The sequence below is a fragment of the Phycisphaerae bacterium genome (assembly GCA_041652575.1).
Classification (GTDB): Bacteria; Planctomycetota; Phycisphaerae; order Sedimentisphaerales; family UBA12454; genus UBA12454.
This window is the reverse complement of the sequence record JBAZHC010000003.1, coordinates 17,217-42,920: the sequence shown is the minus strand read 5'-3', so window position 1 is coordinate 42,920 and position 25,704 is coordinate 17,217. Positions and strand designations below refer to the sequence as shown.

26 protein-coding genes are annotated in these 25,704 nt (G+C 44.8%); 16 read left to right on the top strand and 10 right to left on the bottom strand.

The window, feature by feature from the left end:
* Positions 1-34: 34 nt before the first annotated feature.
* The 5 genes from WC496_03120 to WC496_03100 all read left to right on the top strand — a co-directional run bounded on the left by WC496_03120 (position 35) and on the right by WC496_03100 (position 6,196).
* Positions 35-1,153 carry an ABC transporter substrate binding protein gene (locus WC496_03120; GenBank protein MFA5292005.1) on the top strand — a complete coding sequence of 373 codons (1,119 nt, stop codon included), beginning with the start codon at positions 35-37 and terminating at the stop codon, positions 1,151-1,153.
* A 7-nt stretch (positions 1,154-1,160) separates the two neighbouring features.
* Positions 1,161-3,455: a PAS domain S-box protein gene (locus WC496_03115; GenBank protein MFA5292004.1), complete on the top strand. Its 2,295-nt coding sequence runs from the start codon at positions 1,161-1,163 to the stop codon at positions 3,453-3,455.
* Positions 3,456-3,616: 161 nt separating this feature from the next.
* Entirely contained in the window at positions 3,617-4,051 is a 435-nt protein-coding gene (locus WC496_03110; GenBank protein ID MFA5292003.1) for a response regulator, read from the top strand.
* Positions 4,052-4,095: 44 nt separating this feature from the next.
* Positions 4,096-4,569: a response regulator gene (locus WC496_03105; protein ID MFA5292002.1), complete on the top strand. Its 474-nt coding sequence runs from the start codon at positions 4,096-4,098 to the stop codon at positions 4,567-4,569.
* Positions 4,529-6,196, top strand: coding sequence for a response regulator (locus tag WC496_03100; protein ID MFA5292001.1), 1,668 nt, complete (start codon positions 4,529-4,531; stop codon positions 6,194-6,196). Before WC496_03105 ends, WC496_03100 begins: the two co-directional genes overlap by 41 nt.
* 7 nt (positions 6,197-6,203) lie before the next feature.
* On the opposite strand, the gene lepB is transcribed toward WC496_03100, so the two are convergent.
* Complete coding sequence (gene lepB, locus WC496_03095; protein MFA5292000.1) at positions 6,204-7,706, bottom strand: signal peptidase I; 1,503 nt, start codon at positions 7,704-7,706, stop codon at positions 6,204-6,206.
* Between the two features lie 135 nt (positions 7,707-7,841).
* On the opposite strand from lepB, the gene cysK reads away from it, so the two are divergent.
* Positions 7,842-8,729, top strand: coding sequence for a cysteine synthase A (gene cysK / locus WC496_03090; protein ID MFA5291999.1), 888 nt, complete (start codon positions 7,842-7,844; stop codon positions 8,727-8,729).
* Here cysK and WC496_03085 read toward each other — a convergent pair.
* The 5 genes from WC496_03085 to WC496_03065 are packed head-to-tail and all read right to left on the bottom strand — an operon-like array spanning position 8,724 to position 13,366.
* Complete coding sequence (locus WC496_03085; protein ID MFA5291998.1) at positions 8,724-9,767, bottom strand: 3-deoxy-7-phosphoheptulonate synthase; 1,044 nt, start codon at positions 9,765-9,767, stop codon at positions 8,724-8,726. The genes cysK and WC496_03085 overlap by 6 nt on opposite strands.
* Positions 9,768-9,813: 46 nt before the next feature.
* The gene (locus tag WC496_03080; protein MFA5291997.1) at positions 9,814-10,800 is read right to left on the bottom strand and encodes an iron ABC transporter permease; all 987 of its coding nucleotides are present in this window, start codon (positions 10,798-10,800) and stop codon (positions 9,814-9,816) included.
* Complete coding sequence (locus WC496_03075; GenBank protein MFA5291996.1) at positions 10,797-11,585, bottom strand: ABC transporter ATP-binding protein; 789 nt, start codon at positions 11,583-11,585, stop codon at positions 10,797-10,799. Before WC496_03075 ends, WC496_03080 begins: the two co-directional genes overlap by 4 nt.
* Positions 11,566-12,513 (bottom strand): helical backbone metal receptor, encoded by a 948-nt coding sequence (locus WC496_03070; GenBank protein ID MFA5291995.1) that lies wholly within the window; start codon positions 12,511-12,513, stop codon positions 11,566-11,568. The genes WC496_03075 and WC496_03070 overlap by 20 nt, the downstream gene beginning before the upstream one ends.
* A gap of 1 nt (position 12,514) precedes the next feature.
* On the bottom strand, positions 12,515-13,366 hold the full coding sequence (locus tag WC496_03065) for an alpha/beta hydrolase (protein ID MFA5291994.1): 852 nt from the start codon (positions 13,364-13,366) through the stop codon (positions 12,515-12,517).
* 99 nt (positions 13,367-13,465) lie between these two features.
* Between WC496_03065 and ispG the strand changes: the two genes are divergently transcribed.
* The 3 genes from ispG (at position 13,466) to WC496_03050 (ending at position 15,596) form a co-directional block, all read left to right on the top strand.
* The gene (gene ispG, locus WC496_03060) at positions 13,466-14,524 is read left to right on the top strand and encodes a flavodoxin-dependent (E)-4-hydroxy-3-methylbut-2-enyl-diphosphate synthase (protein MFA5291993.1); all 1,059 of its coding nucleotides are present in this window, start codon (positions 13,466-13,468) and stop codon (positions 14,522-14,524) included.
* 411 nt (positions 14,525-14,935) lie between these two features.
* Positions 14,936-15,397, top strand: a complete 462-nt coding sequence (locus WC496_03055; protein ID MFA5291992.1) for a YbhB/YbcL family Raf kinase inhibitor-like protein — start codon at positions 14,936-14,938, stop codon at positions 15,395-15,397.
* A 19-nt stretch (positions 15,398-15,416) separates the two neighbouring features.
* The gene (locus WC496_03050; GenBank protein ID MFA5291991.1) at positions 15,417-15,596 is read left to right on the top strand and encodes a hypothetical protein; all 180 of its coding nucleotides are present in this window, start codon (positions 15,417-15,419) and stop codon (positions 15,594-15,596) included.
* 97 nt (positions 15,597-15,693) lie between these two features.
* Here the strand turns inward: WC496_03050 and WC496_03045 are convergent, their stop codons facing one another.
* Together WC496_03045 and WC496_03040 are read right to left on the bottom strand one after the other, a co-directional pair.
* Positions 15,694-16,827: a TRAM domain-containing protein gene (locus WC496_03045; protein ID MFA5291990.1), complete on the bottom strand. Its 1,134-nt coding sequence runs from the start codon at positions 16,825-16,827 to the stop codon at positions 15,694-15,696.
* Positions 16,828-16,929: 102 nt separating this feature from the next.
* Entirely contained in the window at positions 16,930-17,910 is a 981-nt protein-coding gene (locus WC496_03040) for a S24 family peptidase (protein ID MFA5291989.1), read from the bottom strand.
* A 254-nt stretch (positions 17,911-18,164) separates the two neighbouring features.
* Here WC496_03040 and WC496_03035 point away from each other — a divergent pair, with 254 nt between their 5' ends.
* Entirely contained in the window at positions 18,165-18,350 is a 186-nt protein-coding gene (locus WC496_03035) for a hypothetical protein (GenBank protein ID MFA5291988.1), read from the top strand.
* Positions 18,351-18,459: 109 nt separating this feature from the next.
* Here WC496_03035 and WC496_03030 read toward each other — a convergent pair whose 3' ends face one another.
* Entirely contained in the window at positions 18,460-18,621 is a 162-nt protein-coding gene (locus tag WC496_03030; GenBank protein ID MFA5291987.1) for a CxxC-x17-CxxC domain-containing protein, read from the bottom strand.
* Between the two features lie 284 nt (positions 18,622-18,905).
* On the opposite strand from WC496_03030, the gene hflX reads away from it, so the two are divergent.
* From hflX to WC496_03010, 4 genes are read left to right on the top strand one after another with little or no spacing between them, the layout of a single operon-like run.
* Positions 18,906-20,228 carry a GTPase HflX gene (hflX, locus tag WC496_03025; GenBank protein ID MFA5291986.1) on the top strand — a complete coding sequence of 441 codons (1,323 nt, stop codon included), beginning with the start codon at positions 18,906-18,908 and terminating at the stop codon, positions 20,226-20,228.
* 41 nt (positions 20,229-20,269) lie between these two features.
* Positions 20,270-21,265 (top strand): NAD(P)H-dependent glycerol-3-phosphate dehydrogenase, encoded by a 996-nt coding sequence (locus WC496_03020; GenBank protein ID MFA5291985.1) that lies wholly within the window; start codon positions 20,270-20,272, stop codon positions 21,263-21,265.
* 23 nt (positions 21,266-21,288) lie between these two features.
* On the top strand, positions 21,289-21,738 hold the full coding sequence (locus WC496_03015) for a hypothetical protein (GenBank protein MFA5291984.1): 450 nt from the start codon (positions 21,289-21,291) through the stop codon (positions 21,736-21,738).
* Positions 21,739-21,771: 33 nt separating this feature from the next.
* Positions 21,772-22,896, top strand: a complete 1,125-nt coding sequence (locus WC496_03010; protein MFA5291983.1) for a PilT/PilU family type 4a pilus ATPase — start codon at positions 21,772-21,774, stop codon at positions 22,894-22,896.
* A 2-nt stretch (positions 22,897-22,898) separates the two neighbouring features.
* Here WC496_03010 and WC496_03005 read toward each other — a convergent pair whose 3' ends face one another.
* A complete protein-coding gene (locus WC496_03005) occupies positions 22,899-23,708 on the bottom strand; it encodes an SDR family oxidoreductase (GenBank protein ID MFA5291982.1) in 810 nt (269 codons plus the stop codon).
* A 158-nt stretch (positions 23,709-23,866) separates the two neighbouring features.
* Here WC496_03005 and WC496_03000 point away from each other — a divergent pair, with 158 nt between their 5' ends.
* Positions 23,867-25,243 (top strand): Gfo/Idh/MocA family oxidoreductase, encoded by a 1,377-nt coding sequence (locus WC496_03000; GenBank protein MFA5291981.1) that lies wholly within the window; start codon positions 23,867-23,869, stop codon positions 25,241-25,243.
* 4 nt (positions 25,244-25,247) lie between these two features.
* On the top strand, positions 25,248-25,547 hold the full coding sequence (locus tag WC496_02995) for an antibiotic biosynthesis monooxygenase (protein MFA5291980.1): 300 nt from the start codon (positions 25,248-25,250) through the stop codon (positions 25,545-25,547).
* Positions 25,548-25,704: the final 157 nt, after the last annotated feature.

Here is a 25,704-nt window from a genome sequence, read left to right as displayed (position 1 = left end):
TAAAGAGTGCAGAATTCTATTTGGGAGAACAATTATGTTAAATTCCAAAAGTAATATGCTCTGGAAGCGAATAGGCGTCATTGCCGCAGCAGCAATAGTTATTGTCGTCGGCACATTTTTGTTTTTGAAATTCGACCCATTCAAAGCCTCGGCATATGATAATACCAGTAACGATTTGTGGCCCCAGCGGCAGGTGATAAAAACAATTCCTGACAGACAGTATAAAATCCTTCATATTATGAGCTATAATTCGCCATGGGAATGGACGGATAATCAGCTTGGCGGATTCCAGAATGCTCTGCAGGGGCTGAATGTTCAGTACCACGTTATGCAGATGGATACAAAGCGGAAAAGCGACGAAGCCTGGAAGCTCGAAATCGCAAAAGAAATACGCGGTGCTATCGACACTTCCAAGCCGGACCTTATTTTTGCCAGTGATGATAATGCCCAGTTATATGTCACAAAATATTATGTTAATTCTTCAATTCCGATTGTTTTCAGCGCGGTTAACGCAGATCCGGCAATATACGGTTTTACCGGTTCTGAAAATGTAACCGGTGTACTGGAAAAAATGCATTATGCGGCGACTTTTCGTCTGCTCAGAAAACTGGTGCCCAATGTCAGAAAAGTTGTGATGATTACCGATACCGGAGCGATGTGGCCGGCTCTGATTGCGGAAATGAAACAGCAGCAGGGCGAGTTCTCGGATATAGAGATTCTTAGTTTTGATGTCATACCAACATTTGCTGAATTCAAACAGAAGGTTCTGGCTTACCAGAATCAGGTTGACGCTTTGGGGTTTTTGGGTATTTTCGAATTTAAGGATGAAACCGGAAAGAATGTGTCGATAGAAGATGTTTTTAGATGGCTTCAGGCAAACAGCAGCCTTCCGGATTTCTCATTTTGGGAAGACAGGATATCGAAAGGAACACTGTGTACCGTTTCAGTATCTGCATATGAGCAGGGATATCAGGCGGGATTATATGCCCGAGGTATACTGGTTGACGGCAAAAGTCCTTCCGCATTTCCGATGATTTCTACGGAAAAGGGAATCCCGCTTATTAATCTGGCAACCGCCAAAAGACTGAATATTAAACCAAGTGCCGATATACTGTTGACCGCTAAAGTCATACAGGATATCACGTTAAAATGAGTTATTGATGAAACTGAGTATAAGAACAAAAATTCTGTTGGCTTTTGCAGCTACGCTGATTATCACAAGCGCGCTGAATCTGTTTTTTATCAGTCAAATTCTGAGAAAAGACTACAGCGCCGCTCTGCATTCGAAATTACTGATACTGGGAGATAATCTTCAGACACAATTGAAACGAATTACTTCATTGGGGATATCAACCAGGGATATCGAAGGGTTCGACCAGCAGTGTCTTGATATTGTAAGAAAAAATGAAAATATCACACGGGCAATGATAATTGACAGGGATGGGACGATAATTTTTCATAGCGACCCTTCCCAGCAGGGCAAAAAGCTTCTTCATCAGAAAATAATTTCATCCATCCATACAGGAAAACCAGAAGTTTATTCCATCGCCGAGAAAGGTGAGAATATTTATTTTGCCGTCCTTCCTTTTGGTGATAATCCGGACCATTCAGAATACGCTGTTGTGATAGCTTCGCCGGCCAGCATCATTAATAGCAATATTTTAAAGTTAATCAACAAATGCAATATTGTGTTATTTTCTACTTTTATCCTGGGTGCTTTATTGCTGTTGGTTATTTTGACAACTATGCTGACCAGACCTCTGACGGTCATATTAAATACTATGAAGGATATCACTAAAACACGGGACCTTCAAAAAAGAGTTAATATTAATACATACGATGAAATCGGGCAGATTGCGGATGCTTTTAATATGATGACCGCCGACCTGCAGCATACCACTACCTCGATAGACTGTCTTAATCGTGAAATCAGCGAGCGTAAAAAAGTGGAAAACGAACTGCGATGCAGCGAAACACGGTTTCAGCAAATTGTCAGCAATGCCACCGAGTGGATATGGGAAGTCGATGCGGATGGTTTATATACTTATTCAAGTCCGATTGTTGAAGAATTGCTCGGATATAAACCAGAAGAAATGGTCGGGAAGAAACACTTTTATGACCTGTTTTTGGATAAAGACAGAGATGAATTAAAAAGGTTGTCATTTGAAGGTTTCGCGCAAAAACAGCCTTTTAAAGGTTTTGTTAATGCGAATGTACACAAGAACGGCCGAGTTATCTGGCTGATGACCAGCGGAGTTCCTATCCTCGATGATAACGGCAATCTCATTGGCTATAGAGGCTCAGATATAAATATTACAGAACGCAAGGAAGCGGAAGAGGAAATCCAAACGTCCAAAAAAGTTCTGCAGGATATGATAAATGCGATGCCGTTTGGGGTCGTAGTTATTGGGAAAGACAAGAAAATTAGACAGGCCAATGCCATTGCTCAACAGCTTACAGGTTTTAGCGAAAATGAGCTTGTGGGACAGTTGTGCAACAAAACTTTGTGTCCGGCTGAACTGAACAATTGTCCTATTCTTGATAAAAATCAGAAAGTTGACCATTCCGAAAGAAAATTGATTACAAAAGACAAAAAAGTAATTCCAATTATTAAAAACGTTGTACAACTCAGGCTCGGCGATGAAGAGATTCTGCTTGAAGCCTTTATCGATATTACGGAGCGCAAAGAAGCCGAAAAGAAACTGAAACAACTCAATGATAATCTTGAAGATACAAATGAGGAGATGAAGAATTTTGTCTTTATAGCATCGCATGATTTGCGGGAGCCTTTACGGAAAATTTCTTCTTTCGGCTCAATGCTGCAGAAGTCTCTCGAAGGGAAACTTGACGCTGATAACGCTGAAAATCTCCATTTTATGATAGAAGGCGCTCAGCGAATGAATAGTATGATTGAAGGGCTGCTTGCCTATTCAAGAGTAAGTACAAAAACACATACGCCTCAGGTCGTTGACCTTAATAAAATTGTTCAACAACTGCGACAGATTGAACTTTCCGTATTACTTCAGGAAAAGAAGGTCGTTATTGATATCCCGAAACCTCTGCCTAATGTTAAAGTTGACCCTGTTCAGATAAGTCAGCTTATGCAGAATCTCATCGCCAACGGAATAAAGTATCAGAAGAAGGATAATATTCCACGCATAACAATAACCAGCAAATCTGCCGTTGACGGTATGGTTAAGATAGAGATAAAGGATAACGGCATAGGCATTAAGCCTGAGTATCAGCAGTCGGTATTTGTGATGTTCAGGCGGCTGCACAGCAATAATGAGTACGAAGGCACAGGCATTGGCCTTTCAGTTTGCAGGAAGATAGTTGAACGTCATGGCGGCCAGATAGGAATTGAATCCGAAGAGAACAAGGGTTCAACGTTCTGGTTTACAATACCGGTCGCAGAGAAATCAGTAACTGCCGAAATGAAAGTTAAGGAGGAATGAGATTTTTACGAAATAACTAATAGATGAAAAACACCTGTCGATTTTTTTTGAAATAAGTATCTCGAATAATTACGGTGCCGGTTTAATAGAGCCGGCAACGGAGGACTGGATTCACAGCTTAATATAAATAAGCTGAATAGAAAGGGGTCGACATGGAAAGTATGGAAAAACAAGTTAATATTCTTCTGGTAGAAAATGACCCGGGAGACCAGAAACTGATTAAAACGGCTGTTTTAAGCCAAAATGCCCGGGTTAATATTGAAATTGTTTCCAGCGGCGAGGCTGCACTGGATTATTTGCGGTCGGGCATGAAAGATTCGTGGCAGTATCCAAGACCGGGTTTAATACTGCTTGATCTGAATATGCCCGGAATAGGCGGTAAGGGATTTTTGAAAGTAATTAAGGCTGATGATGATTTATGTTCAATTCCGGTTGTCATTGTTACGACATCCGATTCGGAAGTGGACATAGAAGAATGTTATGCGATGCATGCTGCCGGTTATGTTCAGAAGTCTGCTGCTCCGCGGGAGTTCAGCGAGATTCTTGAAAAGCTGGCCCGTTACTGGCTTGCAAACGCAGCTATGCTAAGCAGTTAATTTAAAAGTTTTAATATTATCGCTAAAATTATCAGGAGTTCAAGATGAAAGTATATAAAGCGGTAACAATAATGTTGGTCGAGGACGACCCAGGCGATCAGAAACTTATAAAGATGTCGCTTGAAGATCAGCGTATAACAAATGCGCCGGTTGTTGCAGGCAGTGGCGAAGAGGCCTTTGAATATCTGCATAAATGTAAAACGGACGAAGGAGTTGCAATGCCTGACCTGATTCTGCTTGACTTGAATATGCCCGGCATGGGCGGCAGAGAGTTCCTAAGGCAGATAAAATCGGACCCTGACCTTGAGATTATACCGATCGTGATTCTTACGACCAGTGATTCTGACAAGGATATACTTGAAAGTTTCAAACTTCAGGCCGCCGGTTATATCAAAAAGCCTGTAACGCTTCCCGATTTTCATGCTGTTATGCAGACTTTAAGTGACTACTGGTTTACTATATGTAAACGGATAACTCATGAGCCAAACAGACAACACACTAAATGTTTTATTAGTTGATGACGACGAACTTGATCGCAGACTGGTTAAGCTGGTTTTAATCCAGGCTTCAGATACGATACGGTTCAATATCGATTCTGCGCCTGTACTCAGCGAGGCGATGGAGAAGCTTAAGGCTTCGAGTTTCGACATCGTTCTTCTCGACTTGAATCTGCCTGACAGCAGAGGAATAGAAAACGTCCAGAAAGTATCCGGTCTGGTGCCGAATGTCCCGATTATTGTGCTTACCGGCCTCGATGACGAAGAAGTAGGTCTTGAGGCGATACGCTGCGGTGCAGAAGATTATCTTGTAAAGGGCAGCGGGCTTGAATATACGCTTGTCAGAACTATAAGGTACGCCATTGAAAGAAAAAAGACCGAATCAAGCCTTCTTGAAGCCAAACTTGAACTTGAACAAATAAACGCAAGACTGGTAAAGGCAACCGCCACAGCAAACAAAATGGCTAAAGAAGCTGATAAGGCAAATACCGCCAAAAGTCAGTTTTTGGCGAATATGAGTCACGAAATAAGAACCCCGATGAATGCCATTATCGGTTTTAGCGAAGTCTTGTTTGAAGAATCGCTGGCAAATGAACAGAAGGAATATGTCAGACTTATTCTCGACAGCGGCAGGCATCTGCTTGGTTTGGTAAATGACATCCTCGATTTCTCAAAGATTGAATCCGGCCGGACAAAAACTGAAAATATCGAATGCAGCGTTCCTGAAATGCTTACAAATGTAGAATCAGTAATGAGGCCGGCTGCCAAACAGAAAAATCTCGATTTTACAGTTACCTGTGCGTCAGACATCCCCCAGACGATAATAACTGACCCTATAAGGCTGCGACAGTGTCTTACTAACCTTATCAGTAATGCGATAAAGTTCACCGAAAATGGATATGTGAAACTGGCCGTAGGACTTATAACGAAAGAAGAGAAACAATTTATAGAGTTTCAGATTGTAGATACAGGCATTGGAATTCCTTCTGACAGACAAAATGCAATTTTCCAGTCGTTTACGCAGGTCGACGGCAGTACAACTCGAAAATACGGCGGAACAGGATTAGGATTGGCCATAACTAAACAGGTTGTTGTACTGATGGGCGGTGATATAAGTTTCGTAAGCCAGGAAGGCAAAGGCTCAACCTTTACGTTTAATGTACCTGTAAATGGTGTAACTAATGGGTATCAGCAAGACCAAAATCTTACCCATACGCAAGGGATTAAGAATGAGTGCAATCAGGAAAATGTGGAATTGGAAAACCAATTTTCAGGCAGGGTGCTTGTTGTGGACGATAATTCTACCAATCAAACTCTTATAAAACTTCTGCTTGAAAAACTTGGTTTTGTGGTCACGATAGCCAAAGACGGATTCGATGCCGTTGAAGCTGTCAATGGACATGTATTTGACCTGATTTTTATGGATATGCAGATGCCGAATATGAACGGCTATGACGCCACGAAACGGCTGCGCAATCTGGGAGTTAAAACTCCGATAATTGCCATAACGGCAGATGTTATGGAGGAAGCGGAAGAAAAGTGCCTTGAAATCGGCTGTGATGATTATACCGCCAAACCAATCGACCGAGGTCATTTAGTAGAGGTAATCAGCAAATATCTGACTCCTGTCTCTTCGGTCAGCGAGTAGAATATATTTATTTCCCGCCATAAATAAATCTCAGCTTCCCCGCATTTGGAATAAGAGCAACTCTGGAATTGCCAGCTCTGAATCCGCTCGGCCAATAGACGAAAAACGCTTTACCCACCAGGTAATCTCGCGGCACAATACCCATTCTGTAACTGATGCCGTTATTTCCGATTCCCTCAACCGACCACAGACGCGAATCAGCGCTGTCAGGGCTGTTATCGCCCATAGCGAAGTATTCTTTCGCCCCAAGTGTAAATGGATTTCCTTCACCTGCCCGCAGCACCTCATCCTTCGCATCGGATCTTGTGCTCAGATAATGAATATCCCTGTAAAGCTCTACATTTTCGACGGTCAATTTGCCGGAACCGAATATTACGGCCTTTGGCTCAATATCGCTGAGCCGCGGTCCCATATCATCCCTGCCTGTGCCGAGGTCATAAGTAAGTTTATAATTGTTAATTTCAAATACGAGTAAATGGTCGGCATCTGAGAACCGAACAAAAAAATCCTTGTCCGGCCGGACACGGGGGATTTCTTTTCTGGCAAGTTCGATACTCTTGCCGGCTGAGTCAATCTTTTCTATAACCATCAGGCCGGCCGCATCGAATCGGGCCTTGTACAGCGTCTGATATTTTGTAAAACCGATTCCAATAACGCCCTGTATATCGCCTCTTTTAGCGTAAAATTTCATCATCAAATCGCTGCAGTAGGGCTGATACCTGTAGAATCTCGGGTCGCCGTAAGCGTAGCAGGCCTGGAAATTATTTCCCTTCAGCGTATCGTAAAACATCGTATTAATCTTTTCCGGCTCGCTTTCGAGGGTAAACTCTGTAGGCCTTGAAGGTTTGAATTGCCACTCGGAATTCATATCGTTGGTAAAAGGCTGATGCCAGGAGTGCTCGTTAAATCTGCCTTCCATCGGCTGTATCGGCTGATAATTGTTATTATAGACCGGCAGCCACATTTCTTCCTGAACTTTCGGCGGCTTTCTTACTAATTTCCCATCGATATATATATCGCCATCGATTATTTCAACCGTCTCGCCGGGCTTTCCGATTAGTCTTTTTATATAGTTTTCCTTCGGCCCGGTCGGATTTTTAAAAACTATTACGTCCCATCTTTTCGGCTCGACAAACTGGTAGAGGCATTTGAATACGAGTATCCTGTCGCCGTTTGCTTTTGGAACGACGGTATTTGCTTTTTCGTAATAACCGCAGCTCGGACATCGCGGCGAAGGTACGAGTTTATAAAGCCCGCCGCCGACGGATGTTTTATAGTTTTTCTGAATGTAAGGATTGAAATTATATTCGTAGCTGTAGCCGCACTCGGTGCAGCGAACGCAGAAATGGTCGCCCATCAGCGTATCTGCCATACTGCCTGTCGGGATGCGGAAGGCCTCGAGTACGAATGCCCTGAATACAAAGGCAAGTATAAACGCCGTTATCAGCCATTCGAAGGTATTAGCTACCGATTCTGCCGTTGTGGGCTTTGCGGTTGACTTATCTGCCATTTAAAAATCCTTTATAAACAAGGACGTAAATATAACCTTAAACACATTTTACTGCAAGAGTTGTTTGTTATGATAAAACTAATTGACGCTTCTGTGAAAAAGCGATATTCTGTCGGTTTTAAATTAAGGACATATATGCTCACAGATAACATTCTTGATTTAATCGGCAACACGCCTCTTATAAGGCTCAGGGGAGAAAATGTTTACGCCAAGGCCGAATTTCTGAACCCCGGCGGCAGTGTAAAGGACAGGGTCGCTCTCGCTATGCTCGAAGGCGCCGAACGCGACGGCAGATTAAAGCCGGACTCCATAATCGTCGAGCCTACCAGCGGAAACACTGGTATCGGTGTTGCACTTGTCGGCAGACTCAAAGGCTACAAAGTCAAAATAGTTATGCCTGAAAATATGAGCGAGGAAAGAAAAAAACTTATCCGCGCACTCGGAGCCGAACTGATTTTGACCAGTGCCGAAGGCGGTATTGCCGGTGCTGTCGAAAAGGTAAACCAGATGGCCGCCGAAGACAAACATATCTTTGTGCCGCAGCAGTTTGAGAATCCTGATAATCCCCGCGTCCATTACGAGCAGACAGCGGTTGAGCTATGGCGGCAGATGAGCGGCGATATCGCCTGTTTTGTCGCAGGCGTCGGCAGCGGCGGAACATTGCAGGGCGTAGGTAAATTTCTTAAGGAACATAAAAAAGATACTAAAATCGTTGCGGTCGAGCCTAAAAACGTCAGTGCTCTTTTGGGCCACGAGCCAGGCCTGCATCAGATTCAGGGCATAGGCGACGGCTTTATCCCGGCCGTACTGGATGTTTCGCTTGTAGACGAGGTGCTTGAAGTTACAGATGAGGATGCGATTGACACAACCAAACAATTAAGCACAAATTTCGGCCTGCTTGTAGGCATTTCTTCCGGAGCTAATGTATGGGCGGCCCGTCAGCTTGCGAAAAAATATAAGGGTAATATAGCAACCGTCCTGCCCGACAGGGCCGAAAGATATTTCAGTACGGCACTTTTATAATTTTACCGCGCCGGCAAAAATATTGATAAGCTCTTCTGTTTCTTCCCAGCCGATACATCCATCTGTAAGGGATTGACCGTATGCGAGAGTTTCCGGTTTAGCGGGTTTCTGGTTGCCTTCGGTAATAAAACTTTCGAGCATTACGCCGGAAATCAGACTTGTGCCGTTCTCAACCTGTTTAACAACATCCAAAATGGCTTTTCGCTGGAGCCTGTAATCCTTGTTTGAGTTCGCATGGCTGCAGTCGATAATGATGCCATTCGGAATGTCTGCTTTTTTAAGCAATATGCCTGCAAAGGCTACATATTCAGCCGAGTAGTTCGGCTCATTCGACCCACCTCGCATAACGATATGTCCGAATTTATTGCCGCGGGTCTCGGCGATGATAACCTGTCCGTTTCGGCTGACGCCCAGGAAAGAATGGGCGCTTGCCGCGGCCCTCACAGCGTCGATTGCAGGCGAGAGGTTACCGTCGGTTGAATTTTTAAAGCCTATCGGCATTGATAGTCCGCTTGCCATCTGGCGGTGAATCTGCGATTCGGCCGTTCTTGCCCCGATTGCCGCCCACGAAATTAAATCTGCGATATACTGCGGCACAATCGGGTCGAGAAATTCCGTCGCGCAGGGCAGGCCGATACTGCCGATTTCAAGCATAATTTCACGAGCCCTGTTAAAGCCTTCTTCGATATTATCCGAACCGTCAAGATAAGGGTCGTATAACATTCCCTTCCAGCCCAGGGTTGTTCGCGGCTTTTCGAAATAAGCCCGCATCACAAACAGAAGTTTATCCGCGTATTTTTCCTGAAGTTTTTTTAATCTGTTGGCGTAATCGAGTGTGGCTTTTTTATCGTGCAGCGAGCATGGGCCCGTAATAATAATTCGTTTTTTATCTTTATTTGTCAGGATTGACTGAATAGTCATACGGGACTGAGCCACAAGATGAGCTATCTGCTCAGTTTCAGGATATTTTTCCTTTAGCTGCTCAGGCGTAATCAGCGGCTTGAAAGTTACAATATTTAGATTATCTGTAAGTTCCATATCCTGATATATTAACAGTTTATGACGTTTATTGCAAAGGATTTGTTTAAAGGTTTGATATGCTTTTGTCTTTCAGCAGCAGCCAGACGAAGAATGGTCCGCCTAAAAGGGCGGTTATTACGCCGACCGGCATTTCCGCAGGGGCTATGATTGTTCTGGCTATTGTATCGCACAGGGCCAGAAACGCTCCGCCGAATAGTACCGAAGCGGGCGTTAGAATCTTGTGGTCGTGTCCGACCAGCAGTCTGCAGATATGGGGCGCCATCAGGCCTACAAAACCTATCGGCCCGCAAAAAGCAACAACGCCTGCGACCATTATCGATGTCGCGATGAACACAATTTTCCTTGTGTTTAGTATATTGACGCCTCTTGAGATTGCTATTTCATCGCTTATGCTCATCAGGTTAAGATTCATTCCCTGGGCAGTTATGATTGCCGCTCCTGCCGCGGTGAAAACAAATAAAACCATCGGCGTCTGAAAGCTCGTAACGTTGACGCTTCCCATAAGCCAGTGAATAATTCTAAACGACTGTGTAAAATCGCTTTTATACTGAAGAAACAGTATCAGGCTCGAGAAGAAGAAATTTACTGCGATACCGGCAAGCAGCATTGTGCCGACGGAAAACCCTTTTTTAATTCTCGTCAGACCATAGACTAAAAGCACCGCGCCGAGTGCTCCCGCGAAAGAGAACATTATCCCGCCGTATATAATCGGTATGGATGCCGCGAATATAACATATACCGCCGCTCCGAAAGCTGCGCCGCCCGATATGCCCAGCGTAAAAGGCGTAGCCAGCGGGTTTCTGAACATCGCCTGCAGTGCCACTCCGCAGCACGCCAGGGCAGCTCCGGCCAAAAATGCGGTAAGAACCCTCGGCAGGCGTAAAGAATAAAAAATTTGTGCGGTAGTCGTCGCAAGGTCGAAACTCTTCAGCACAGAGAATGGTATCTTTGTCGAGCCGATAAATGGAGTGAAAAACACCACCAGCAGGGCGAATATGATTATCAGTATAAAAGCGATTTTTCTTTTCATTTTATCACGTCAGGAACAATAATTTTCTGGCCCGTTGCCGGATGCTGTACGAAATCGAATTTTTTGGAGTATATCTCTTCGAGCGTATTTTCATTCATAATTTCTTCGGCTGTCCCTTCGAAGACAATTTTCCCGTCTTTAAGCGCGATGATTGTATCTGCGCTAAGCACAGCGGAGTTTAAATCATGTGTTACGCAGACGATTGTTGTGCCGTACGCTTTATTTATTTTTGCCAGCAGCGAATGTATATCCCGCTGATGTTTATAATCCAGATACGTGGCAGGCTCATCGAGCAGGAAAATTTCAGCCTGCTGCGCCACTGCCGCGGCGATGCTTACCTGCTGTCTTTCTCCGCCGCTTAATGTCGCCATAACCCTGTCCGCGAAGCAGGCGGTTTGCGTCATTTCCATCGCCTGGCCTGCGATTTTCTCGTCCTCCGGGCCTATAACCGAAAACGGACTCAGATGTGGATACCTTGCCATCAAAATAAACTGATGCACGGTAAAGGCAATATCGGCCGGCAGAACCTGCGGCACATAAGTTAATATTTTCGCAAGTTTTTTTTGCGGATAGTCTTTTATGTTTACCCCTTTTATGTTTATTATGCCGTGCCAGTTGGTAATTATTCGGCTCATGCAGCGAAGCAGCGTTGTTTTGCCCGCGCCGTTCGGGCCGACGATGAAGAGTCTCTGCCCGGCGGATACGCAAAAGCGAATCCGTTCCAGTATCTGTTTGCCGGTTGCCGCGAAACTTAAATCTTCAATTTCAATTACTGTTTGGTTCATTTTCCTGCCGATTAAGCTGTGGATTTATTATACGGGCTATTTTTTCGAGCGTCAGTATAAATCTCGGACCCGGTATAGCCGTATAGTTTTCCAGAAAAACATATATCCTGTCGTTCCTGGCGGCATCGACCTGGCTGAAATTTTTCCACTGTTTTATCGTTATTTCGCTGTCAGTCGGTTTTGCCTGGACAGGCGCTATATCGATAATAATTTGCGGATTCATCGAGATTATGGATTCGAAACTTACCTGCGGAAAGGATATTTTTCCGGTATACGCGTTTTGACCGCCGGCAAGTTTAATCATCTCGCTGTAAAATCCGTCGTCGCCTGCGATATAAATATTCTGCGGCCTTGTCGCCGGGTCCTGCGAATAATCGTGTCCGAGGCATATAAGCACTTTCGGACGATTTGAATCGGCGGTTTCGCTTTGTATTTTACTAATCTTATTTCTGATTTCACTGACAATCGCATTTGCCTGTTCTTCTTTGCCGCAGCGGAGACCTATTATTCCAATCGAGTCGAGTATTTCGTTCAGGCTGTCGTGTTTTACCGTAAGCGTTTCTATCCCCAGTGCCGCAAATTTATTTTCCATTCCGGCCATATCGTCAAACACAATCACAAGGTCGGGTTTTGCCGCCACAATCGCTTCGTAATTCGGATTAAGAAGCGCGCCGACCCTTTGTATTTTTTGCGCATCGGGCGGATAATCGGAAAATTCCGAAACCCCTATAACCTTGTCGCCCAGTCCCATCGCAAAAAGCATCTCGGTTGTACTCGGTGCCAGAGAAACGATTCTTTCGCATGCTTTTGGCGAAGAATTATCAACGAACACAGCCGGACGGTGTTCTTTTAAACCGATGAATATCAAACAACCGGCAAATACGATTACTGAAATGAGAATAAGTATTTTTACGTTTTCTTTTGCCATATCAGGAAACTATCTTTATCTTAACAGCATTTTGCTGTCTGTATTTGTTAACAAACTGTATCCAGTTGCTCAGTCCCTGGCGGTAAATCTGCCCGGACTGCAGAAAACCATCGTTATGACCGCCGGTAATCTCAAGAAATTCCTTTGGCTCCTTTGCCGCCTCTTCATAAAGCCGCCGACCGAACTCGAACGGTATAATTTCATCGTTTCGGCTGTGAATAATAAGTACCGGGCAGTTGACTTTTTGCAGATATTCGCTTGTCTTAAACCCATACCTTGCGAACAGCTTTACCGGCATATACGGATAAAATTTCCGGCCGATATCGGTATATGATGTAAAGCCGCTTTCGATAATCAATCCCTGCACTTTTACATTGCTCGCCAGATGCGCCGCGATACTGCCGCCCAGCGATTGTCCGAACATTATTACTTCTTCCGGCTCAATCTTCTTTTCATTTATCAGCCAGTCGTATGCGGTCCGTGCGTCGATATATACGCCTTGCTCTGTCGGCCTGCCGCCGCTGGCGCCGTAACCGCGATAATCGAAGATAAGACAGTTAAGTCCAATCTCGTTTAAGATTTTTATCAGGTCGAGCCGATGCGACATATTCCCGCCGTTGCCGTCGCACAAAAGAACGGTAAACTCCGCTTTTTCTGCCGGTATGAACCACGCCGACAGTATCAGACCGTCAGGAGTTTTAAGCTGAACCTTCTCGTATTCCAGCCCGATATCGCCGGGATTGTAGAGCAAATCCTTTGTCGGCTGAAATGTAAACGATGGCTGCATAAAAAACAGCACCGCTCCCAGCCCTATATAGGCTATCAGCAATAATAAAACAGGGGTTATCAGCATTTTTAATGGTTTCTTACATCGTATATATAGATAACTAATCTTCAAGAGGCCGCCATTTTAATTTGCCCAAAGCAATAAAACAAGATAGAATTTAGGGTTATGATAAAAAGAAGAAAAACACGTTTAGTTTTAGCAGGAAAAGTCAAAATCGGCTCCGGCAGCCCCATTGTAATTCAGTCTATGATAAAACTGGCCACGACTGACGTTGCAGGCTGCGTAAAACAGATAAACGCCATCGCGGACGCCGGTGCAAAATTGGTAAGACTGGCTGTTCCGACAAGGCCGGATAGTATCGCCTTTGCGAAAATTGTGCGGAAGGTAAAAATCCCGCTTATAGCCGATATTCACTTCTCACCTGAAAGGGCAATCGAGGCTATCGAGGCAGGCGCCGCAAAAATCCGTCTCAACCCCGGCAATATAAAAAGCAAAGACGATATTTATCGGATAATCGACTGCGCAAAGGCTCACAAAATCGCCATCCGCGTCGGCATAAACGAGGCGAGCATCAGGAATCTTCTTCACGACACAAAGCCTGCCAAACGAACAGGCCTTATGATAAAGGAAATGGCAGGCTATGTCAGGTTTTTTGAAAAAAGAGGTTTCAATAATATTGTTTTAAGCGTTAAGAGTTCCGACGTCGCAAGAACCATCGAATCGAATTGCGCCATCGCTGAAAAATTCGACTACCCGATACATCTCGGCCTGACTCACGCAGGTCTTGCCGAAGATGCTATTGTTCCCGCTTCAGTCGCCATTGGTTCGCTTTTATGGCAGGGCATTGGCGATACTATTCGCATCAGTATCGCAGGCGACCCCGTAGGCGAAGTTGAAATCGCAAAAAAAATTCTCGCATCGCTCGGCCTTTATAAAAACAGCGAACCTGAATTAGTTGTTTGTCCGACCTGCGGCAGATGTCAGTGGGATTTGATTGGATTTGCTCAGCAGGTAAAAAAACTTCTCAAAGGTATTAAGAAGCCGTTAAGAGTTGCCGTAATGGGCTGTGTTGTCAACGGCCCCGGCGAGGCTGCCGATGCCGATATCGCCGTTTGCGCCGCCGCAGATAAAGGCTTTATATATAAAAAAGGCAAAAAAATCGCCGTAGTTAAACAGGCAAAACTTTTCGCCGCCCTAAAGAAGGAAATTATAAAAATCGGTTAGAAAAAATGTTTAGCCCCCACCCCTGTGGTGGGGGTTCAGAGCCTGGAGCGAAAGCGACAGGAGAATATTTTGATTTTTTATGGCAGTTAGATAAAAAAATAGGAGTGAAAAAATATGGGGTTCTTCTGCCAAATACTCCACATTTATAGCGTAGGTCAGTCAGTCGTGGAAAAAGCTCTCAGTTCAGTCTTATCCATGCATAATTTCTCGCTTCTCAACTCAAGCACCGTCAACGCCACCTGGGAAGATTATAAACTACTTCGGTATGGAAACAAGCCGAGCTTGCTTGGCAGAAAAAAATTGTTTTTTGGATGTGCGGCTATGAATAAAAAATATTATATTATGTTTATGTTATTTATTTCATTGTGCGGTGTTGGTCAAAATAGTATTGCACAGAAAGGGGATGAGAAAATGACTATCACGATTACATCTGGCGCTTTTAAAGAAGGACAAATGATACCTGCAAAATATACCTGCGATGGCGAAGACGTTTCGCCGCCGCTGAAATGGGAACCTGTTCCGAAGGGTACGAAAAGTTTTGCACTGATTAGCGATGACCCAGACACCCCGATAGGAATTTGGATTCATTGGGTAATGTGGAACATTCCCGCTGATGCAAATGAACTTGCGGAAAATATTCAGCCCGTAAAAGAACTTCCAGACGGCTCCCGGCAGGGCGTTAATGATTCCAGAGAATACGGCTATGGCGGCCCCTGTCCGCCCAGAGGAGTACATCGGTACTATTTCAAGATATATGCCCTGGATACGATGCTTGATTTGCCGGACGAGACAACCAAGCAGAAGCTGCTTGACGCTATGAAGGGACATATTCTCGCCGAAGGTTCACTGATGGGCAAGTACCAGCGGCAGTAATGGATTGACAGGATTTGCTATGGCTTTTATACGAATTCCCGGTATTCCGGGCAAAGTTTACCAACCGCAAGGCGGCGGCACTAAAAAGCATAATTGCAAAGACTGTTTTTTCTGCCAGATGTGCAGCGATGAAAGATGCCTCTTATGCCTGAAACGCAAGTCAGGAAAATGCAGAAAAAAATCAAAATCTAAAAAATAAAATCCCTCGGTCTAAATCCCCGCATATTCCCAATTTGCGAATAAAAAACCCCGACTGTTTAAGGTCGGGGCTGGAATATTTAATTACCGGTTATCGGCTAACTATATTGCTTCTTTTGTCTGAAATTGTTCTGTCTGTCATCGCGGCCGTTATCATCATCTTGTCCGTTGTTATTATTGTCGCGGACAGGTCTTTCGTATTTGCCGAATATCATTCGTCCTGCCGATGTCTGCAGTGCGCTTGTTACGACAATTTGAACTTTTTCGCCGATTTTGCCTCTGCCGTCTTCGACAACCACCATTGTGCCGTCGTCGAGATATCCGATTCCCTGCTGGGCTTCTTCTCCGGACTTGATTATCCGTACCGTCATCGGTTCGCCCGGCAGTACGACTGTTTTCAGCGAATTTGTAAGGTCGTTTATATTTATTACGTCAACCTGCCGAACCGCCGCGACTTTGCTCAGGTTGTAGTCGTTGGTTACAAGTTTGCCGTCGCAGTTTTTGGTAAAGGCTACCAGCTTCTGGTCGACGGGAGCGTTTGCATCAACGCCCGGCGGGGGAGTATCGTCTAATTGTACTTCTATCAGCGTATTTTCCTGCAGTTTGTGAAGTATATCGAGGCCGCGTCTGCCTCGTACGCGTTTTAGTTTGTCTGCTGAATCCGCTATGAGCTGGAGTTCATTCAAAACGAACCTTGGCACTACGAGCGGGGCGTCGAATAGTTTGCTTTGGCAGATATCCGCTATTCGCCCGTCGATTATAACTGACGTATCGAGTACGAGAGGCCTTATTCCTTTTGTTTGGCGGGAAAATTCAACGTATGGAATAATGAAACGAACGTCATCTTTGGTGCGCATAACGAAGCTGATTACGAAATAGCAGATACATATACCCATAATCCATTTTGTGAGTTTTAGATTACTGTCCATAAGGCCGAGTTTGAACACGTCATTGACCATATCCAGCACTAATGACATCGCCCAACTGAAAAATATTCCGACGATAAGGCCGAAGAACACACCGGCAAGGGCACTTAGTGATTTTTTCGGCAGCAGCCAGTCTATGAACAAAACCAGAACTGCCAGCGTAAGACCGCCGACAACTGCTACCCATATTTCATTTTGTGTGATTTTTTCAGCTTGTGCCGGGTCTGCAACCTGCGATGTGATGCTGACGAACAGGGCGGCGAAAACTACAAGGATAAAAATGAATCGAATGAAATTTAATAACATAATGATTACTCCAAATAATTATAAATTTTTTACTTACTGTATTTATATTATACAACTGTAAATTTATTTATTTAATATACTTATAATATCGGCAAATTTCCCTTAAGAGTCCACGCTTTTCAGTTTTATATGACATAATACGGCAAGGGCCCATAAAAGGTCCTTTCTTTTAACAATTTTTGCGTCATATTTTTCGTTTATTGGAACAAGATGAACCATCTCGTCTTCTGTCCTTATTAGTTTACAGGTTACGCCTATTGCCTCTGAGATGCGAACAACGGCAGGGAATCCGGAACTGGCCGGCGTGGAAGGGCTGACTATAACTATATCGCCATCGTTTATACGCGGAGCCATACTGTCGCCGTCGATTTGTAATGCGAAACAGTCGGGGAATAATTTGTGCATCCGCGGGCAATCTACGAATTGAACGATTTGCTCTTCATCCCGGCCGGCAGTTTGTATAAGGTTTGCCTGGGCATTGTTTAAAGCCTGGATTACGGATTTAACCTCTGAATCGACAGAGATGTTAGCGGTTATTGAATTAACGATTGAAGCGTTTATATGTCTTTGCACCAGCTCTTCGAGATGGGTTTCGATAATCTTTGAATCTGTGCCGATGGCCTTGCTCCAAAAACCTGGAACGCCCGCGGCGGTTCTGCCTAATACAGGAATCCAGCCGAACCTGGCTTGCGATGAAACCTGCGGCTGGTTATGATTCCGCTCAAGATTGGCCTTTTCTTCAAGAAGATTTAAAAACGCTGATATCGCTTCCGATGAAGCAGGCTGATTTTCGATAATTTTGCAGAATTTTGAGAAAATTTGACTGTTTTGAGCCGAAATTTGACCATTTTTTTCGGATTTATCGATATTTTCCCCTGTCAGCAGCCAGCCGATATCAACATTACATAACTGACAAATCTTGAGCAATATCGAAATAGGGGGAACACGGTCTTTTTCGTAATAACTGTATGTAGAAGGGTTCAGGCCAAGTAAGGCAGCGAATTTTTTCCGCCCTCGGGCACCTGCCAAATCCCTGCGAAGGACAATTATCCGCTCTATTATGCTTTTTTCACTAATATTCATAGTAAAACACAAAAAGTTCACAATTACGCAAATACGAATATTTAATCGTGAAATTTCACAATTTCTGAATAATACCAGAATACTAAACTTAGTCAATGGATAGACGGATATGAGTGGGGGAGAAAATGGCGACCAATAAGCTCTTGTATAGAACTTGTTTAGGGAAATTAACTGTTAAGCCCGCTTATATTTCAACCGATAAGTAAACAGGCAAAGCCTTAACCGAATTGAACATCATATAGGGCTAAAATATTATGGTTACTGTAGAAAAAACAAGAAAATGGGGATTTTTGAGCCGTCTATTAGGCCCGGCAAAAGCCGGTATTGGATTCGTATGGTATCCGAGCAATAGGGGAACGGTAGGCGAGTCCAGCCCAAACAGTAACAAGACCATCCAACTACCGCCTCTAATGGTCCGTAAGGCCGCCTGGAGAAGATAATACACCCTCATATCCTCCGCAGGATACCACAGATTCAAAATCTACACCTGAAAAGATGCAGCGCAAAAACCGCACTAAAATCAAGGACTACAGTGTGGTACGCAGAGAATTAAGAATTTCTCTTTTTTGCGTAGCAGGCTTTGCAGTAAACCGGCTTGCCTTCTTTAGGCTGGAATGGAACTTCGCATTCCTGACCGCATTCTCCGCAAACTGCTTTGAACATCTGGCGTGGTCCGAAATCTCTTCTGCCCCCTTGATTAAAATCTCTCACTTGACTGTCTCCAAAATTGACATAATAAAAAAATGGTTAGAACATTAAATACAAGGCGGTAAATATACCAAAACGCGGTTCATTAGCAAGAAAGATTTTAAAAATATTTTAAAGTCAAAAAGCAGAGAAAACAGGGCAGACCGGGCCGTTAACGGCAAAAAAAAGTTAAAAAAACCGTTAAAACGAAGTTTAATCTGCCGGTACTGAAAACAGACTGTAATTGAATTGCACAGCGGTAATCATTATAATAGCCGCTGCTTAACTTTAAGGAGTTTGAAACTTAATTGGAAAAATTTCGTGAAAATATAGCTGTCAGGCATGAAAGAGTCGTACTCGTCGGGGCGATTCTTAAAAAAGATGCAAAAAACGACGATGAACTGGCGGAATTGACGGCACTGGCTGAAAGCGCAGGAGCGATAGTAGTTGACAGGGTCCAGCAGAAAATAACACGCATACATCCATCAACATACATCGGCAAAGGCAAAGCGGAGATGATAAGGCAGCGGGTAAAGAGAAATAAAGCCGATGTTGTCATATTCGACGATGCACTCTCGCCCGGTCAGATAAGAGACCTTGAGGAGATTATAGAAGTTAAAGTCGTTGACCGCGGAGAATTGATACTGGATATTTTCGCAAGCAGGGCACAGACGAAACAGGCGAAACTGCAGGTGGAACTTGCCCAGCTCGAATATACATATCCGAGACTTACGAGAATGTGGTCGCATCTTGATACCGTAACCGGCGCTGTAGGCGGGCCGATGGCAGGCGCCGTCGGAGGTATCGGAACACGCGGAACAGGCGAACAACAGCTCGAAATCGACAGGAGACTTGTCAGTAAACGCATCACCGAACTTAAAAGAGAAATTGCCGGCATCGACAAACGTATAGTAAGAGGAATCGAGACAAGAAGGGGACTGTTTAAAATCTGCCTTGTGGGATATACCAACGCGGGCAAAAGTACCCTGATGAACGCCCTTACCGATGCGGGTGTTTATGTCGAGGACAGGCTCTTCGCGACGCTCGATACGAGAACAAGACAGTGGATGTTCGATGGCGGACGAAAGGCGCTGCTTAGCGATACGGTCGGGTTCGTAAGAAATCTGCCGCATCAGCTCGTCGCGTCGTTCAAGGCTACGCTCGAAGAGGCAATCAACGCCGATTTACTGCTGCATGTTGTCGATGTATCGAGTGTGGACGCAGAAAATCAGATAGAGAACGCTAAGCAGGTATTGGAAGAAATAAAATGCGGCAAAAAGCAAACGCTGATGCTGCTTAATAAGTCCGATGTTGTCAGGAGCCAGGGGCAGTTCGAACTTATGCAGACGATTTATCCCGATGCGATAAGTATCTCCGCCAAGACGGGATTGAACCTGGATATCCTGAAAGAAAAAGTCATCCAGATTTATACCGGCGGTATGCTGCTTGTGAGGATAACGGCAAGTGCCGGCGATGGAAAAATTCAAAGCTATCTCAAGTCAAATACAACCGTTCTGAAACAGGACTATACCGGCGACAATACCGTCGTTATGGAAGTAAGGCTCGGCAAAAATCAGTTCTCGGAAATGCAGAGATTCAAGCCTATCCAAATCGAACAGTTGGACGAATAATTATTCGATTGAAAAACCGGCATCTCTCTGGTTAAATACTAATGATGAAAAATATATCCATAATAGGCGATGGGGCGATGGGCAGTGTTTGCGCGATGCTGCTCTGCGAAAAGGGGCTTGACGTCCGTATGTGGGGCTATGACGAAAAACAGCTTTCGCAGATAAAAGAAAAACAGGAAAATTTCAAATTCCTGCCGGGCTATAAACTTCCGGACAGTTTGATTTTCGAGCCGCGGGACGGCGAAATACTTAAAAACACCGACCTGATAATCTCGGCAGTTCCATGCCAGTATATGCGGCCGGTCTGGCAGCGGCTTAAACAATACGTAAATACGGCAGTGCCGATTGTTTCAGTTACAAAAGGAATCGAAAATGATACGCTGCTTCGGCCGAGCCAGATAATCACAAGTGTACTCGGAGAAAAAATAAAAGTCGTAGTACTGTCGGGGCCGACTATCGCCGAAGAAATCGCGAAAAAACTGCCGGCGACGGCAACGGCGTCATCCAAAGACGAAAGACTGGCAGGGACGGTACAGGAAATTTTTAATACGTCATACTTAAGGGTCTATCGAAACAGCGATGTCATCGGCGTTGAGCTTGCCGGTGCGATGAAAAATGTCATAGCTATCGCGGCAGGCATAGTCGATGGAATAAAAATAGGAGACAACGCAAAGGCGGCTCTGCTTTGCAGGGGGCTTGCGGAAATTACAAGACTGGGAGTTGCGCTCGGCGCCAGAGAACAAACGTTCGCGGGCCTGAGCGGACTTGGAGACCTTGTAACAACGTGCATATCGCCGATGGGACGAAACAGAAGCTTCGGACAGAGAATCGGAAAAGGTGCAACCGTTAAAGAGTCGGCCGAAGCGACCCAGTCCGTTGTCGAAGGCGCCGCTACGTGCAAATCGGTTATGGACATGGCACGGAAATACAGAATAGATATGCCCATAACGGAAGCGGTTTATCAAATACTATTCGATGGCAAGAGCGTCCCGGCTGCGATAGGCGACCTGATGACAAGGCAACTAAAAGCCGAATAATACATATTTAGGAATTTTGGCACTTGAAAACTGTTTTACAAATAACCGCATTAAATCTGATATTCATAGCAATTCTCATTAGTATTCCAGGCAGAGAAGGCCGTGTTGCTTTTTCTATTGAAAATTTGTGGACTGCCAGGCTGGATGAAATAGACTCTCATCATTTGAGATATGTGCGGTTTCGTTCATTGAATGCTCCCAAACCAGACGAAACAGTATCGCGGACGCCGCCGGATTTTTTTGAAGGCATAAGATGGCATTTCGGGTTTCCCTGTCGATATCTTGTTGTCGATTCAGGCATACGGAAAAATACAGGGGAACATATATGGTATGCCAAGCTCGATATCCACCGTATATTCGTAAACGGCATCACAGGCATCCTGATAAGTTTTTGTGTATTGAGAGGATATTATCGGTTTCGTCCGAAAAAATATCGTCACAAGCAGCAAATATCCATAAATCCGCCGGCATAAGTCGCACCGCAATTCTGTCGATAAAACAGTATAATGGACACCGCGCTAATCGAAAAAATGGACATTAAACAATTGCTTGCTGCCGCCGTGGCGGCGCAGGCGAGCGATTTACATATTAATGTCGGCCTGCCTCCTGTGATAAGAGTTAATACCGAACTCGTCACGATGGAAACCGTACCGGTCAGGGCCGAACAGGCCGCGGATATGCTGCTTGGTATGATAGGCCCGAAAAGATTTGAAACCTTCGAGGTAAAACGCGATTGCGATTTTTCCACAACTCTCGATGACGGAAACAGGTTCAGGGTAAACGCGCATTATCAAAATAATACCATTGCTATTTCGTTCAGGCTTATTCCAAATCAAATACCGGATTTGAATCAGTTGAATCTGCCGAAAATCGCCGAGGAACTCGCTGTACTGCCGAGGGGACTGGTTCTTGTTACGGGCCATACCGGAAGCGGAAAAAGTACTACGCTTGCCGCTATGATAGGCCTGATTAATAATACATCCCGAAAAAGAATAATAACTCTCGAAGACCCGGTCGAATACGCGTTCGAAAATAATATGTCGATGATTGAACAGCGGGAAATAGGCTCCGATTGTCCGGACTTCGCTTCGGGACTCAAACACGCGCTCAGGCAGGACCCGGAAGTGATACTTGTCGGAGAAATGCGGGACCTCGAAACGACAAGCGCAACGATGACCGCCGCCGAGACGGGGCATTTGGTTTTCAGCACACTGCATACCATAAACGCTGCCCAAACGGTAGAGCGTATAATAGATATCTATCCTGCCGCCCAGCAAAATCAGATTCGTGCTATGCTCTCGAATACACTGCAGGCGGTTATTTCACAAACGCTTTTCAAAAGAATCGACAAACCGGGAATGGTGCCCGCAGTCGAGATTCTTATATGCAACTCGGCAGTGAGAAACTGCATCAGGGAAAACAGAATTCACGAAATATCCAATATTATCGCCACATCGCGAAAACTCGGTATGCAGGAAATGGATACGAGCATCGCGGAATTGTATTTCAAAGGCTTTATCGAAAGAAGCGACGCCTTAAGTTATGCGACCCATCCGCAAAGAATGGAAAAACTCCTCCTGCCGGAGAACCGGACAAACTTTTTGAAAACTCAGCAGCTCCCGAAAGCCTGAAATCAGATATTGTCACACAAATAACCGCCGTCAATCGGCAGCGTAACTCCCGTAACAAACTGCGCAGCGTCAGAAGCGAGAAATATCGTGGAACCCGTAAGATATTCCGGCAGACCGAATCCGCCCATCGGGGTTTTCGCCAGAACGTCTTTGCCTCTCTGTGTCGGCGTGCCGTCATCGTTCAATAAAAGTTTCCTGTTCTGGTCTGCGACGAAAAAGCCCGGAGCAATCGCGTTGACTCTTATGCCGTATTTGGCCAGTTCCTTTGCGTGGCCCATCGTCTGATTCATCACCGCGGCCTTGGCTGACGAATATGCCCATATTCCGGAAAGAGGATTGAAGCCTGCCATCGAGGCGATATTGATAATGTTGCCTTTTATTTTGTTGTCTATCCAGTATTTTGCAATGTGCTTTGTTGGCAGGATACAGCCGGCAAGGAGATTCAATTTCAAAACAAAATCAAAATCTTCAGCCTTAACGTCGATAAGCGGGCCTTTGCCGCGGTTGCCGCCGGCGCCATTTAAAAGTATCTCGACCGAGCCATAAATTTTTACGGATTTTTCCAGTGCCTGCGCAATCGAGTTCTCGTCCATCAGGTTAACTTCAACCGTAGAGACTCTGGATTTATCGCCGCAGGATTTGGCAATGACTTCAGATTTGGCTTTCAAACCTGCAGGATTAATATCCCAAAGAATAATATTTGCGCCGGCAAGGGCAAAGCCCTCGGCAATGGCGCTGCACAGCGTTCCGCCGCCGCCGGTTATAATAGCTGTTTTACCTGTAAGTCCATATTTCTTATCAAGATACGACATTTTACACTCCTATTATTAAACGTAATTTAAAGTATGTATTAAACTTATTTGGCCCAAAATTGCAACCTAAAATTCGTCAAAATGGTCTTTTTATTGTACCAATTTTATGTTATAAAATTTACCGGTACAAATCAAAGATTAGTTTTGGAAAATAAACAATGGTCAGAACATACGCAGAGATAGGAATGGGCGGCAGGTCGGATATGTTCACCATCGCCCTGACGAAGGATTTTAAGAAAACGGCAAAACTGCTCGCCGTCTGCGACAGCAACATCGGCAGATTGAACCTGGCGGTAAATAAACTAAAAGAATTTTTGCCTGATATCGCCGGCTACGAAGCAAAAGATTTCGATAAAATGCTCGCCGAGAAAAAGCCGGACTGCGTAATCGTTACCACAAAAGACAGTACGCACGATGAATATATCTGCCGAAGTCTCAAAGCAGGATGTGATGTCATCACTGAAAAGCCGATGACTATCGATGAGGTCAAGTGCCAAAAAATCATCGACGCTGTGAACCAGAGCGGCAAAAACGTCAGGGTTACTTTCAACTACCGTTATTCTCCACCGAGAACACAAATCAAGGAACTGCTGACAGGCGGACTCATCGGCAAAATCATCAGCGTTGATTTTCAGTGGCTTCTCGATACCAATCACGGCGCCGACTATTACAGGAGATGGCACAGTAATAAAAGCAACTCCGGCGGGCTGATGGTTCACAAGGCTACGCACCATTTCGACCTTGTAAACTGGTGGCTAAGCTCCGTGCCGGAATTTGTGTTCGCGCGAGGGACAAGGGCATTTTACAACGCAAAACAGGCAAAGCGATACGGCCTCGAAAATCATTCGGACAGATGCAGCGATTGTCCGGTCGCGTCAAAATGCAATTTCTATATGAATATGAAGGATTTTAAGGCGCTCAAATCGCTCTACGCCGACAATGAAAAATACGATGGATATTTCAGGGACAGATGTGTATTCAGAAACGATATAGATATCGAAGACACGATGAACGTTGTCGTTCAGTATACCTCCGGTGCGATTATGAGTTACAGCCTTAATTCATTTATGCCTTACGAAGGTTATAAAATCGCGTTCAACGGCACAAAGGGCAGACTCGAACACGGCTGCCAGGAATCGTCATATATCAACGGCGACGGCAGCATTCAGGGTGCGCTTGTCGCGGAGAACACATACATAAAATTTTTCCCGCATTTCCAGACCGCGTATAATATCGAGGTCAAAACAGGCAAAGGCGAACACGGAGGCGGCGATGCCGTAATGCTAAACGATATTTTCGGCACGCCTGACCCCAGCGATACGCTTATGAGAGCGGCGGATTTTTCGCAGGGAGCTTATTCGATACTTACAGGCGTTGCCGCCAACAAATCCATGGCGACCGGACAAATGATAAAAATAGCCGACCTTGTCAAAGACATCGACCGGCCGAGACTGCCCCAAATGCCGGGCGAAGATGAAGATATTCCTTATATAAGTGACGCAAAGAGAAATTCAACAATTACTATATGGAAGTGAAATTATGTTTGTAGTTCACATAAATATCCAGGTCAGGCCGGAGTATATCGAAGAGTTTAAGCAGATATGTATTGAAAATGCGCAAAACAGTGTAAAAGAACTGGGGATAAAACGCTTCGACGTTCTCCAGCAATCCGAAAATCCTACTCATTTCGTTCTTGTCGAGGCATACACGGACGAAACCGGCGTCGTGCATCATAAGCAGACTGCACATTACAATAAATGGCGAAGCGAAGCGGAAAGAATGATCCTCGGCGAAAGAACGAGAACAAAATTTACCCCAATCTGGCCGGAAAAATATTAGCCGCGAAGGTTCTAAGACGCAAAAATAATGAACCACGAATGAACACGAATATACATAAACATGTCATTCCCGCGAAGGCGGGAATCCAAATATTTAGCCGCCGGTTTTACCGGCGGTTTTTTACTTGTTGAAAGGATTTCCTGTTGTATAATTTTTA

Bases quoted from the DNA above. Each gene is read 5' to 3' on its own strand.
- WC496_03120 (MFA5292005.1), top strand. From the start codon at position 35: ATGTTAAATTCCAAAAGTAATATGCTCTGGAAGCGAATAGGCGTCATT.
- WC496_03115 (MFA5292004.1), top strand. From the start codon at position 1,161: ATGAAACTGAGTATAAGAACAAAAATTCTGTTGGCTTTTGCAGCTACG.
- WC496_03110 (MFA5292003.1), top strand. From the start codon at position 3,617: ATGGAAAAACAAGTTAATATTCTTCTGGTAGAAAATGACCCGGGAGAC.
- WC496_03105 (MFA5292002.1), top strand. From the start codon at position 4,096: ATGAAAGTATATAAAGCGGTAACAATAATGTTGGTCGAGGACGACCCA.
- WC496_03100 (MFA5292001.1), top strand. From the start codon at position 4,529: ATGAGCCAAACAGACAACACACTAAATGTTTTATTAGTTGATGACGAC.
- lepB (MFA5292000.1), bottom strand. From the start codon at position 7,706: ATGGCAGATAAGTCAACCGCAAAGCCCACAACGGCAGAATCGGTAGCT.
- cysK (MFA5291999.1), top strand. From the start codon at position 7,842: ATGCTCACAGATAACATTCTTGATTTAATCGGCAACACGCCTCTTATA.
- WC496_03085 (MFA5291998.1), bottom strand. From the start codon at position 9,767: ATGGAACTTACAGATAATCTAAATATTGTAACTTTCAAGCCGCTGATT.
- WC496_03080 (MFA5291997.1), bottom strand. From the start codon at position 10,800: ATGAAAAGAAAAATCGCTTTTATACTGATAATCATATTCGCCCTGCTG.
- WC496_03075 (MFA5291996.1), bottom strand. From the start codon at position 11,585: ATGAACCAAACAGTAATTGAAATTGAAGATTTAAGTTTCGCGGCAACC.
- WC496_03070 (MFA5291995.1), bottom strand. From the start codon at position 12,513: ATGGCAAAAGAAAACGTAAAAATACTTATTCTCATTTCAGTAATCGTA.
- WC496_03065 (MFA5291994.1), bottom strand. From the start codon at position 13,366: ATGCTGATAACCCCTGTTTTATTATTGCTGATAGCCTATATAGGGCTG.
- ispG (MFA5291993.1), top strand. From the start codon at position 13,466: ATGATAAAAAGAAGAAAAACACGTTTAGTTTTAGCAGGAAAAGTCAAA.
- WC496_03055 (MFA5291992.1), top strand. From the start codon at position 14,936: ATGACTATCACGATTACATCTGGCGCTTTTAAAGAAGGACAAATGATA.
- WC496_03050 (MFA5291991.1), top strand. From the start codon at position 15,417: ATGGCTTTTATACGAATTCCCGGTATTCCGGGCAAAGTTTACCAACCG.
- WC496_03045 (MFA5291990.1), bottom strand. From the start codon at position 16,827: ATGTTATTAAATTTCATTCGATTCATTTTTATCCTTGTAGTTTTCGCC.
- WC496_03040 (MFA5291989.1), bottom strand. From the start codon at position 17,910: ATGAATATTAGTGAAAAAAGCATAATAGAGCGGATAATTGTCCTTCGC.
- WC496_03035 (MFA5291988.1), top strand. From the start codon at position 18,165: ATGGTTACTGTAGAAAAAACAAGAAAATGGGGATTTTTGAGCCGTCTA.
- WC496_03020 (MFA5291985.1), top strand. From the start codon at position 20,270: ATGATGAAAAATATATCCATAATAGGCGATGGGGCGATGGGCAGTGTT.
- WC496_03010 (MFA5291983.1), top strand. From the start codon at position 21,772: ATGGACACCGCGCTAATCGAAAAAATGGACATTAAACAATTGCTTGCT.
- WC496_03005 (MFA5291982.1), bottom strand. From the start codon at position 23,708: ATGTCGTATCTTGATAAGAAATATGGACTTACAGGTAAAACAGCTATT.
- WC496_03000 (MFA5291981.1), top strand. From the start codon at position 23,867: ATGGTCAGAACATACGCAGAGATAGGAATGGGCGGCAGGTCGGATATG.
- WC496_02995 (MFA5291980.1), top strand. From the start codon at position 25,248: ATGTTTGTAGTTCACATAAATATCCAGGTCAGGCCGGAGTATATCGAA.